The organism is Nostoc favosum CHAB5714 (assembly GCF_020829495.1).
In the GTDB taxonomy this organism is placed as follows: Bacteria; Cyanobacteriota; Cyanobacteriia; order Cyanobacteriales; family Nostocaceae; genus Nostoc; species Nostoc favosum.
Map to the genome: position 1 here is coordinate 1 of NZ_JAIVFQ010000198.1, position 4,946 is coordinate 4,946.

A 4,946-nucleotide genomic window follows, 5' to 3' on the forward strand; every position below is an offset into this window, starting at 1 on the left:
TATTTAATAACGTTCAAAAAATACAAAAGCAGCAAAAAGCACTAACCCCTGTATCTATCAGGCTTTTAGCCTCTTATACCACTTGACAGTAATTATTTAAAAGTGACAAATAATTCTTTAATGGACACATCTACTGCCCAGAGTGTACTGATAACACTTCTAGCGCCAGCACAAAGAAAACCTGTTGAAAGAGTGAGAATATCGTCGGTTATTTCAGTCACACCCAAGCCAGTTTCGCAGCAAGAGAGAAATACATCTTCTAACTGAGGAGTGCGCCAACTTGGCATTAATAACTGACTTAATGTAATACAGCCATCTGCTAAAATTAATACTGATTCTAGAGGATTATCGAGCCGCGAACGCGCATGATGACTAGAATGAATTACTTGAACTTTTTGTATCAGTTGACGATAGTTGCTGACACTAGCTTCTTGACTACCTTTTAAACGTTGATTATCAGGAATATCATACAAATTTGCTAGTTGTCCTCCTTCCCAACTAGCGTAGGGTAAATCTTCAGTAGCATTTTCAACAATACCGTAGTTCATAAGACTACTGACTGAGGGACGGTTGTGACAAAATTCTAAAATTTGGCAGCTAGGAACGTAACGAATTAAAAATTTATCTCCAAGATATTGACTTTCTGCTATTGGTAAAGCAGCAAAAGGAATTTGATGTAATGCTAGATGAGGAACAAGAATCAATTCATCAATATTTTTCAGATGTTGTGCAATTAAATCATTTAACTTTAAGACTTCAGCTAGTTCTGCTATTAAAAAACTAAATTGTTCTTTCCAAGTATCTTTGTGATGAACATATTGCCCTAACCAGTGAGTTAAAATCGATGATTGTAAAGTTTCAAATCCCAATTCCGTGCAAGTGTGCAAAGTAATTTGATTCTGCCGGATGATAAAGATATGGGTATCATTCGAGGTAGTATAAAAGCTCAGAATAGCTGTTGTAGGTACTTTAATTAGCTGCTGTATCGATGACAAATTCATGGGACTTACTTGAATTTGACCAGCCAGAACAGGATCTAGACGGCGCATTTGTTCCCAAATTTGCTGTTTTTCAGCTTCCAAATCTGCAATAGTTTCGTTATAAGCTTCGATAGCAGCCCGACTATGTGGGCTTTTACCGAGTTTATTACCATCCAAGTTACTGCTATTATAATGGTGTCTTAGTTCATTATCAATTTGCCGTTGTATAGCTTCAAAATCTTGTAAATACTGTTGAATTTCAGCAGGGATTTCCCCATCTGAATAAAGATCATTACTTGCCATTAAATCTACGAGTCGTTTTGAGCGAGAACGTTCGACATATTCAACAGCTTTATTCAGTTGTTTATTATTAATACAAGCTTGTACCATATTTTGGTAAATATGGAGAGAATTAGCTAAAATTTCTTGACGGCGTGACTCGGAATTTACCCAAATGCGACTGGTTTCTACAGCTTCAATCGCCACACTATAACCCCTAATAGCTTCAGCCCAATCACCAATGTCAAAAGCAGTGTTTCCCAGGTTTTGCCCTACTTTTAGGCATTCGTTAGGAAAAGCAGTGGGAGTGAAGATTTTTAAAGCTGAACGATAAGAGGTAATTGCTGCTTCTATTTGTTCTTGTTCCAAGAAGACATTTCCTAAATTCATCTGAGTCATAGCCCATTGTCGGGGAGATTCATCTTTTGTTAAAACTTGTAAAGCAGATTGATGAGCAGCGATCGCCTTTTCTAAATTTTCGCTCCTATCCCCATGAATTCGGTGAAGATAGGCATTAGCCAAATTCATGTGTACTTCTGCCCAATTTGTGGGAAAGGCTGCTTTTGTGTAGACTTGTAAAGCAGATTGATTAGCAGCGATCGCTATTTCCACATTTTCTGCAGCATCACCTCTGAGTCTGTGACGATAAGCAGAGCCGATGTTGAATTGAGTTTGCGCCCAAAGTTCTGGGAAGTCTTCACGAGTACGAATGGAAAGAGCATTTTGATAACAAGCGATCGCTTTTTCTAAATTCTCAGCCTTGTCACCTGTAATGCGATCGCGGTAAACAATACCTAGATTGTTTTGGATTTTTCCCCATCCTTCAGGAGATTGATCGCGAGTCCAAACCTGCATCGCAGCTTCACCAGCCTTGATTGCTAGTTCTGCATTCTCTACTTGATCGCCACGAATCCGATAGCCATAAGCAATGACCAAATTACTGTAAATTTCTGCCCAAAGTTTGGGAAACTGCTCACGGTTACAGACTTGTAAAGCATTGTGCAAGTGAGAAAGGGATTGTTCCAGGTTTTCTGCTTGCTCACCTTTTATTCGACGGTGGCAAGCATTGCCCAGCATGAATTGACACATACCCCATTGTTCTGGGAAAGCTTCGCAAGTAAAAACTTCAGAGGCAAGTTCATACCCTGTAATGGCAATCTCTAAATTATTCGCCTCATTACCATATCGAAATTCTTTAATCAGAAGGCTCAAACCTAAAAGGTTGGTAGCAATACCTTTGGCATAATCTGGTAGTGCTTCAGACAGAATAGTTGTTGTCCTTAATCGCAATACAGTAGCAAAGCGTTCATCAAGTTTGTCTTTGTTTGCTTTCAGTAACGGATATACACCTTCAGGGTTTTCTAGGTTGTTGAATACTGCTTCAAATAGCTGAATCTGAAATAGTTCGCGGATCGCATCTTGAATGTGTTCCCATTGTTCAGGAAAATCTTTCTTAGAAAAAACACTAGCCGCTACCTCATAACCTGTGGCAGCAATTCTTAAGTTAATTGCTGTATCGCCTTGGGGAAACTCTCGAATTAAATTGCTAAAACTTAAAATAGTTGCAGCAAGTTGAATGGCTTGCCCTGATGTCATCTCTTTGCAAACATCCTCAAGCCTTTGCAAGTACTGAACAAATTGTTCGTTTAAATGATTCAGGTTATTTTCTAGTATTTGATATACAGCTTGTGAGTCACCATTGCTTTCGCTTGTTGCTTGTAATACCTGCTCAATAAATTGTGAATTTGAGGAAATTTGCTGAAATTCATCAGTATCGAAAAAGTTTAAAAGGTGTTGAGAACCAGAACGTTCGGCATACTCCCTGGCTTGATCTCGTTGCCCATTAGTAATGCAAAACACCACCATATTTGTGTAGGCAAGTATCTCTTCTGGAATTTCTTGTTTATGAGAAATACCTGCCCAAAGTCGGCTTTGTTCAACAGCTTCAATGGCAACAGCATAACCTGCAAAAGCATCTGTCTTCATGCCAGCAGCCAAAGCTGTTTTACCTAAACTCAATCCAGTTTGTATGCAATCTCTAGGGAAATTGGTGGGAGTGAAGACTTGCAAGGCAGCGCGGAGACAGTCAAGCGCTTCAGTAATTTGACCTGTTTTATAATAGGTATTTCCCAGACTGGTTTTTGTTTCTGCCCATCGCTGAGGATAATCAGAAATAGTGTAGACTTCTAAGGCGTTAATATATGACGAAATCGCCTTTTCTAGATTCTTTTGTTTATTGCCTAGAATTCTTTGAGCGTAGGCAGAACCCAGGTTATTTTGACTGCTAGCCCAATAATAGGGCGATGCCGAACGGGTACGTACTTGTAGCGCGACTTGATAACAAGCGATCGCCTTTTCTAAATTCTGTGCCTTATCACCTTGAATTCTACAAAGGTATGCATTCCCCAAATTATTTTGGAGCATTCCCCAAAGTTCAGGAAGTTGAGCGCGGTTAACAACTTTTAAAGCAGTTTCATAGCAAGAAATTGACTTTTCGATATTTTCAGATGTGTGTCCTGTAATCCTGTCTGTATAAAGAAGTCCGAGATTATTTTGCAGTGTCGCCCACTTTTCGGAAAAATCGTCGCGGGTGTAGATCAGTAGGGCATTATTACAAACAGCAATTGCCTTTTCTTGGTTATCGGCGCGATGTCCTCGAATTCGATGGCGGTAAGCCGGTGCTAAATTTAATTGGATATTAGCCCATTCTTGTGGAAACGCTTCACGGGTAAAAATGGTAGCAGCAACTTCGTACCCTGTAATCGCAATCTCTAAGTTGATATCCCTCTTACCCAATGGAAATTGACAGATTAGAGTGCTGAAATCACTAATTACTGTTGCCACCATCTCTGCTGTTTCTGGTTTAGCATTCGGCAAAGTAGAAAAAGCCCAGTTATGAATCTGCTGAACAAATTTTTCATCCAGTTTGTCTTTGTTTGCTTGCAGCAGACTGTAGACAACTTGCGGGTTGCCTTGGCTTTCTATAATTGTCTTACATATCTCATCTAAAAGAGGGGGAATTTTTACAGAGTTTGCTCTCTGTGATGCACTTTTGCTCGCATCTGTCGCAGTGGTAGCACTTTTAAAAAATGGTGCATTGGGCAGATGTTTGGCAATATGGATTAAATAATCAGCTAAGTTCTGGTTTCCTTGCTGTGACATCATAGTAGATATCTGCTTAATCGCCTCTACTAACCCATCATCAATTAAGTCAGGATGTGCCATCAGAATCTTTGGCTCTTCTCCATCACGACAGGTTAGCAAATGGTTAATTAGTCTGTAATAATCTTCGCTACGTTGTTCCATTTTTAGACACTTCAAGGCTTATTAAAAGTATGTTACCCATTCCCACAAAAACTACGTAACATCTCCCCAAATTTCGGCTAACTTCTCCAATAGCATTTCGGCTAAATCTTGTAATTCGCTATCATCTTGCTGAATTGCCTCACGAGTAGCACCAACAGCGCGAGTATCTCCAGCTAATATTTCCCCTCCAGCGTAGCGCCACTCAAATTCATCGCCAGTTCGGTAAAGAAGCTCAAACTGTGCCACAATCTCTGATCTGACTTTTCACGGGATGTGGAAAAGGGGATTGGTTCGCGATACGTCGTCGCGAACCAATCCTTTGAACTTAAGATGATTTGCGTCCTCTAATATAAGGTGCTTGTAGTGTAGTATTTTGGGGTG

The 4,946-nt window shown here is 39.9% G+C and carries 2 protein-coding genes; both read right to left on the reverse strand.

The annotated features are described in order from the left end of the window. Positions 1–92: 92 nt before the first annotated feature. A complete protein-coding gene (locus tag LC586_RS39560) occupies positions 93–4,565 on the reverse strand; it encodes a CHAT domain-containing protein (RefSeq protein WP_229491239.1) in 4,473 nt (1,490 codons plus the stop codon). A 51-nt stretch (positions 4,566–4,616) separates the two neighbouring features. Continuing rightward, complete coding sequence (locus tag LC586_RS39565; protein WP_229491240.1) at positions 4,617–4,811, reverse strand: hypothetical protein; 195 nt, start codon at positions 4,809–4,811, stop codon at positions 4,617–4,619. Positions 4,812–4,946: the final 135 nt, after the last annotated feature.